This is a genomic window from Trueperaceae bacterium (genome assembly GCA_036381035.1).
GTDB lineage: Bacteria > Deinococcota > Deinococci > Deinococcales > Trueperaceae > DASRWD01.
Genome location: DASVDQ010000165.1, coordinates 1 through 7,193, shown reverse-complemented (window position 1 = coordinate 7,193; position 7,193 = coordinate 1). Strand labels below are relative to the sequence as shown.

Sequence of the window (7,193 nt, the reverse complement as noted above, 5' to 3'; positions counted from 1 at the left end):
TCGGCTGCGTCGATCCGCCCGACCACGCCCCACTCGGGGTGACCGACGTCTATGGCTCGCAGCTCGCTACCCCGAGCCGTGGAAGGGTCGTGCACCCGGGAGTGGTCGGACGTTCCGCTCGCCATCTGCATCGTGTCGGTCTTCTCGCCTGCTGCCTCCAGCCAGGCGCGCCTCGGGCAGAAGAGCAGGTGGCTGACGAGGCTGATGGGGATGGGGTCGTCGACCATGGCCCCACCTCAAGCGCCTAGACGGTGGACCGTGCCGATGGTGACGTGCGGCTCCGGCGCGTTCACGTTGTCGCTGAAGTGCTGGTAAGCCAGGAGCACGGCGTCGCACCCCTTGCGCTCGAGCCACTCGACGTCGGTGCTGCGCTTGAGCCCGCGCATCAGCTCCCTTGCACGGTCGTCCAACGAGCGAACGCGCTCGACCCACTCCAGGGCCAGCACGGCAGCACGACGCGCCAGCGCCCCGCTCGTGAGCACAACCCGCACGCGGGCCAGCCTGGTGGGTTGGCCGAACAAGGGGAGGAAGACGTAGGCGCGGCAGTTGTCGTTCAGCCTGGGCAGCCCCGTGAGCATCCCGGTGCTCACGCTGGGCTTGCCCGAGCCGCTGCGCCCGGGGCGGGGCGAGGCGTTCGGCGTGGTCGGGAGCACCGAGATGCCCCACAGCGCGCACCAGGCCAGGGCGTTGTCGGTGGGCCCGGGCGCCGCGAGGCCCGTGGGCGTGCGGCTGTCGACGGCGTTCTTGCCCGCCTCGTCAACCGGCGCCTCCCCGATCATGCCCGCCAGCACCGCTTCCGGCGACCGGTTCGCCACGGCCTGGCAGAGGATCGAGAGGCGGTTGGCGACGAAGTCCTCGCCGCGGTTGCGGGTCTTCATCTCCCACCGGCTGGCGCCGCGGTCGAGGTCCAGGCGTCCGTCCTGGCGCTCGAACCAGTACGCCGGCTCGCCGAGCGCGCGCATCATGAAGAGGTCGAGCCACGAAGGCTCCGGACCGTAGGCGGCGTCGAGGAGCGCGTTGCGGTCCTCCTGCAGCGCCCTCCACTCCCGCTCGTCCTTCGGGGAGTGGCCGCGCGGGCTCATCACCCCGGTGCCTCCGTCCCTCACGCGGGTGGGCCAGCCCTCGAGGCGCCGGGCGGCGTGGTCGCGCACGGTCGTCGCGGCGTCCAGTTCGGTGACGCCGAGGGGCAGGCGCACGGCGGCGCCGTCCCTCAGGGCCCGCACGTGGCACGGCGCCCCCGTGGCGTCCTCGACGATCGCGGCCAGCCCGTAGGCCGCGAGGTGGGTGAGCGCGCTGCGCACGTCTCCCTTGAGGTGAAGCTCGTTCATCGTCCCTCCGCGGAGACCGTCTGGTCCGAGGCGCGCAGCACGGCCTCGAGGTAGGCGAGGCCCCAGGGGCCGAAGCGGCGGGAGAGCCTCTCGCACCACTCCTCCCAGAGGCCCTCGTCGAAGAGCTCGGCAGCCGCATCGGCGGCGGCGTCGAGGTCGTTGGCCGCCTCCGCTGCCGTTGCGGTCGCGGGGCCGGGTGCGTCGGCGCCTGTGTTCGGCCTCGAAGCGCCTGCCGCGCCGGACGCGAAGTAGAGGGCGCGGCTGTCGTGGTCGAACGCGGCGCGCCCGCGCCCGTGGCTGGTGCCCACCAACCACGTCACCAGCTCGGGCTCGCCGAGGGTCTGTGCCCGTGACCAGGCCACGGCCGCCGAGAGCTGCTCGTGCCGCCAGCCGGAGAGGCCGTAGCGGCGATGCGCGGTGAGATCGAACGGGTAGCCCGACTTCGCGAGGAGCGCCTCACCTCGGCGCCCGCGCCGCAGGTAGCGCTGGAAGCGCGGATGGGCCTTGCCCGCGTCGTGCAGCTCGGCGGCCCGCCTCACGGCCTCGGCGAGGCCAGGGGAGAGGCCCACCTTCGCCGCGAGGGCCTCCGCGCGAGCTGTCACGGCGTTCACGTGGTCGGCGAGTCGAACCGACCCCCTCGAGTGCTCCGACCTGGCCTCATCTTGCACATGTAGCTGGCGGCTGCGCAGCACCAGGAGGTACTCGGAGCCGTCGGCGGTCGTCACGAGGTCCGCGAGGACTCCGGACGCGGTGTCGGCGGCGGCAGCGGCCTCTGCGAGCCGCTCGGCGGCCTCGCCCAGAGCACGCGCGCCGTAGACGAACCCTCCCGCCTCGACCTTGCGAGACCACTCCTCGTCGAGGAGCCTCGGCAGGACCTCGGCGACCGTGGAGAGGAGCGCCATCGCGACCTCGCCCACGTCCTCCGTGGACGAGTCGCCGAGCCCGGCGTCGTTCGCCGGCCGGTCGGAGGATGAGCCCCCACCGTCGGCCGAGGCGGACGCCAACCGCTCGGCATGGCTAAGAAGGAGCTCGAACTTCTCCTGGAGCCCGTTCTTCGCTCCTGGCTCGGCGCTCGGAGGTGGCTCGCCGTCCCGCCGGCGCTCGGTGAGGCTGCGGGCGATGCGCACCTGCCAGTAGCCGTCGGCGGGTGCCTCACCTTCTCCGGCCGGTCGGCTTCGCTCGCCCGCTTCCCGGGCGTGCCGTACGAGCCGCTCGAGCGCTGCTTCGTGAAGGTCCTCCAGCTCCTTGGCGTGCCTGCCCCACACGTGGGCAGCCTCCTCGTTGTGGTGGACCCTGGCCGCTCGCCACGGCTCGATGACCAGAGTGTCGCCGGGCTGCAGGCCGCTCACTTCGTCGAGCACCGTGGCCCTGCCGGCGCGGTAGACGATCAGCGGCCCCTCGTGCGCTGTCCTGAGCGCCTGGGCGAGCCGACGGATGCGCCTCAAAGACGAGCGGTACGTCTCCGCGTCGAGCGGGGGAGTGAGGTCGGCCGCGCGCGCGGCGGCGAGGGTGTCGGTCGGCAGGAGGTCTCGCACCACCGCCGAGGCCTCGACCTCCTCGTCGAACGAGTCCCTCAGCCACAGCGTCAGGTCCTCGCCGTGGTCCGGCAGGTCAGTCTCGGCCACCGCCAGGTCCTCGGAAGTGCGCGCCAGGCGGTGGACGTCGGGCCACTCGAGGCGCTGGTAGAGGAGGCGCCTGCGCGCCTCCTGCGGCGGCGGGCACTTCATCAGCGCCGTAGTCGCGACACCCGCCTCCGTCGCGGCGAGCTCCTTGATCCACGCGAGCGCGCTTACGAGCTCGTCGTGCTCGTAAGGCACGCGCGTGTCCTTGGGGTCGTACTTGGGGGCTACGACCACGGCCGGGCCAGAGCCCCTCCTCCCGTGGCGGTTCAGCCGCCCGAAGCGCTGGGCGAGGGCCGACCCGGGCGCCAGCTCCGTGACCAGCGCCCCCAGGTCGATGTCGAGCCCGACCTCGAGGGCCTGGGTGCCGACGACGAAGCGCTTCCGGCGGTCGCCGGCAGTGCCGTCGCCTCCTAGGCCCAGCTCGGCTACCACCTCCTCGGCCGCGAGGGGAGCCAGACCGCCCACGAGCATCGCGACGTCCGCTGCTGCGACCCCCGGTCGCTCGGTCAGCTCCTTGCGGACCTCCCGCGCCAGGGCCACGGTGTTGACCACGCAACCGACCGTCGCGCCCTGCGCCGCGGGTTCGATGGCCAGCATCTCGTCGACGAAGGCGGCAGCGAGCTTCTCGGTCTGGGCGCGGGCGACCTCTAGCTCCCTGACAGTCACGGGCTTCGGGGTCTCCAGCCGCGCTGCGAGGACAGGACCCGAGCCTGGCTCGGTGAGGTCGGAGGGCGAGACGCCGACGCCCCCCTCCTCGTCGGGGGTGGCCGTGGTGGCGACGACCTGGAGGCCGGTCACGCCCATCCCCTCGGCCGTTAGTGCGTCGAGGTAGGCGATGCGACGCGCAGTGCAGAGGAGCTGGCGGTTCAGGTGCACCTCATCGAGCACCAGCACGGTGTCGCGAACCAGCACGCCCGCCTCCAGCGAGCGCGCCCAGCGCGACGTGCCGTAGCCGCGGAACAGCGCCCTGCTGCCCCACATGTCTGGCGTCATGCACAGGACCGCGCACGCCGCGGGCGCCTGGCGCCAGTCGCGGCCGATGGGCAGGCCGCCGCGGATCGTGTGCACGCTGAGCGGCGGGCCCTCCACGCCGTCGTGCGCGGACCTGGCCCTCAGCAGGTCGGCTACCTCTCGGCTCGCCGACCCGTCCTCCGCCCGCTGCAGGTTGTCCGCCAGACGCTTCGCGTGCTCGGCGTGGCTGTCCACGAGGCTGCGCCGGTTCACGGTCATGACCAGCCGCCTCGGGAGCCTCAAGCCCCGCTCGTGGGCGACCGCGTTCACGAAGGCGTGGACGTCGATGACCGAGGTCTTCCCCGTCCCCGTCGGGGCGACGATCGCCCGCGGCCACGCGCCCTCGCTCAGGACGTGCTCGACCAGGCGCCTCTGCCAGCCGAACGGCAGCGAGCCGCCGTTGTTCTCCGCGAAGAACCGCTCGAAGGCGTCGATGTCGAGGGTCACGGCGCCTCACTCCCTCCGTCGGCAGGCTCTCGTCCCGCGGCTTGGGGCACGTCGACGGGCACCAGGAGTCCCGTGCCGAGGTGCCGCGACTGCCCGATGGCCACGGGGGCGGTGTCGGTGAGGAGGTCAGGCGCCCTGAGGAGGGCCCGGTAAGCCGTGACGAGCTGGCCCTGGTTCATGCGGTGCATGAACCGAGGCAGGCTAGGGCCCGCGACCTGCTCGAGCGCCTTCACCTCGACGCGCGGCTTCACCCTGTCGACGACCCCCCTGAAGGCCGCGTTGCCCTTGGCCGGGGGCAGCCCGAGGAGGTCGCGGTGCGCCAGGCCCAACGACAGGTGCAGGGCGTCGGCGAGGGTCCAGCGGCCGTTGCTCCGCCTGGCCGCGGGACGGGTCTCGGCTACGGCCAGGGGCTCCGTGACCCACCAGCGGGTGACGCCGGGTTCGGGCGGCCGCCAGAAGGAGTCGCCCGCCACCGGCACGACACGGCGCACCTCCAGAGCTCCGCCGCCGCCGCGGTAGACCTTCCTGCTGCCGAGAGCGTGCACGGCTCGCACCACCGCGTCCTGGTCCTCGGCGGTCGCGCTGGCGGGCAAGAGGAGCGCGAAGGCCGCCTCCACGCCCACCGCCAGGCTGAAGCCCAGGGGCAGGCGGCGGTCCACCACCTGGATCGCCAGGCGGTTGGCCGGCAGCGGCTCTCCGGGCGGGTAGTGGCCGCTGACGAGGGGCGGCACGTCGGGATCGAGCACCCTCACGAGCGCGCGGTGGAGCGCCACGCACCAGTCGACGACCTCCTCCGGCGGCGGCGGCCACGCGGTGTTCCCCTCCGCCGGCGCCACCTCGAGGACGAGCGCGCGGTCCCAGGGCACTCGAGCCCGCCGCTGCTCCGCGGCTTGGCGGTACCAGAGGAGCTCCAGGCGACGGTCGGGCCAAGGCGCGACCACCTCGTCCTCGTCCTTCGCTATCGCCCGTTCGGCGGGCCGGCGGGCCTTCCTCAGGGCCTGGTGCGCCGTCTCGAGCTCTTCGAGGCGGCCGGGCAGCGGCGTGCTCACGGGCACCGCCGCGGCAGGGAAGAGCTCCTCTCTCGGTACCAGCTCCAGCGCGTCGGGCAACGGCTCGTCGTCGAGGGCCGCCTCGAGCACGACCAGCGACTGCGCCTCGCCGAGGTGGCTGGCCTCGGCGCATAGCTCCCGCAACGCGCCGAACACCTCCCCTGCGGGCTCCTCGTCCCAACGCCAGACGACGGGGCCGGAGACGAAGCTGCGCGCCACCGCCGGCTTGGCTTCGCCGGCGCCGTACGAGCCGCGGTCCATGAGGCCCGAGCGTCTGTAGGCGACGACGTCTGGAGCGTTCAGGGTGGAGTCGGGCAGCCTGAGCCGGCTCGGCGGGTGCGCCTCCAGCCACCGCAGCGCGGCGCGGTGATGCTCGGGGATGCTCAGGCCGGCATCGCCCTCCTCGGCGTAAGGACCGCTCCCCGCAGCGGCCACCAGCGCCGCCAGCAGGCGGTCCGTGCCGGGGTACGTCTCGACCTGCCCGCTAGGGCTCCGCCCTTGGTAGGCGCCGAGCACGAAGCGGGCCGTGATGTTGAGCCCCATGCTTCGAGCTCACCTCACTCGGCGCCGGCGTCGTCGACAGCGCCCCAGATCAGGTCGTTGCCCTTGACCGCGAGAGTCACGCCGCTCCACTCCACGCCGTGCGGCTGCGCGGCCTGGTAGGCCTCCTCGAGCAGCGCGTCGGCGGCCTCGATCGTGAGGGGCTCGAGCTCGAGCGTCTTCCCGAACCGGAGGTCGAGGGTGAGCCGGGGAGCCTCCTTCTCGACGAGGTGACAGTTCGCGCGGAGCTGCAGCTCGCTGTCGGAGCGCACCATCGCGTTGATGAGCGCGGCCGCCACGAGCGCCCTTATCGCGACGTCACCATCGGGTCCGGCGCCGAAGCGGAGGCGGCGGAGGAGGGCGAAGCTCAGCACGTGCGAGCGGATGATCCGCTTGGTGGCGATCCCTGCCAGCCCCTCGTCGCTCGGCGGGATCGCGGCGAGGCCCAGCTCGGACGTCTTGAGTGACTTCTTGCCGAGGAACTTCGGAGAGTACTCGTTCGCCTGAGGCTCGAGGATCTGCCTGAGCTTCTCGTTGTCCAGGTTGAGACCCATCGCCACCGGGTCGACGCGCGCTCCCGAGTATGAAGCCGGCCTCGGCACAGTGCTCTCCTGGTTCGCCAGCACGCCGACGACCTCGCCGACGATCAGGCTCGGGTAGCGGGCCTGGTGGGCCCTGCGGCTCGAGTCCCAGCCGCCGAACGTCGGCGTCGCGAAGCTGATGTTCAGCATCGCGAGGGCGTTCGACGGGTCAGAGTCGCGCGCCGTCACGTAGCGCTCGTGCTGCGTGACCGGCGTGCCCTCCACGGTGCCGGCCCGGATGTGGGCGTCGAACGCGCGGTGCGGCAGGTTCAGGCAGTAGAACTTGCGGCTGCCCTCTCCCGAGCCGTACGTGACCTCGATGCGAGGCCACCTCGAGATGAGCGGGTGGCCGGCGTCGATGGCGTCGAGGACGGCCGACTCCATGCGATTCCCGACCGAGGACTTGCTGTCCACTAGCACTGTCATGACCCGCTCGCCGTCTACGAAGCGGTCCTCGTAGACGTAAGTGGCTTCGCCCTGCTTGGTCGTGTACCGGGCTGGCGCCACGCTGGCGTGCTCGCCGGCGGCGGGCGCTAGCTCGGTGACCTCGGTCAGGACACTTGGTCCTCCCGGGCGCGAGGCTTCGGTGAGGTGTTCGAGGCTGAGTCGGTCGTT

General features: G+C 72.7%; 5 protein-coding genes. All 5 read right to left on the bottom strand.

Features of this window, described 5'->3' with window-relative positions; genetic code table 11:
- The coding region (locus VF202_15865; protein HEX7041594.1) for a hypothetical protein at positions 1-227 on the bottom strand (227 nt) is incomplete at its 3' end.
- A gap of 9 nt (positions 228-236) precedes the next feature.
- Positions 237-1,328: a hypothetical protein gene (locus VF202_15860; protein ID HEX7041593.1), complete on the bottom strand. Its 1,092-nt coding sequence runs from the start codon at positions 1,326-1,328 to the stop codon at positions 237-239.
- Positions 1,325-4,408, bottom strand: a complete 3,084-nt coding sequence (gene cas3u / locus VF202_15855) for a type I-U CRISPR-associated helicase/endonuclease Cas3 (GenBank protein HEX7041592.1) — start codon at positions 4,406-4,408, stop codon at positions 1,325-1,327. The genes VF202_15860 and cas3u overlap by 4 nt, the downstream gene beginning before the upstream one ends.
- Positions 4,405-6,000 carry a type I-U CRISPR-associated protein Csb2 gene (csb2, locus tag VF202_15850; protein HEX7041591.1) on the bottom strand — a complete coding sequence of 532 codons (1,596 nt, stop codon included), beginning with the start codon at positions 5,998-6,000 and terminating at the stop codon, positions 4,405-4,407. The genes cas3u and csb2 overlap by 4 nt, the downstream gene beginning before the upstream one ends.
- A 14-nt stretch (positions 6,001-6,014) precedes the next feature.
- On the bottom strand, positions 6,015-7,193 hold a 1,179-nt coding region (locus VF202_15845; protein ID HEX7041590.1), incomplete at its 5' end, for a type I-U CRISPR-associated protein Cas7.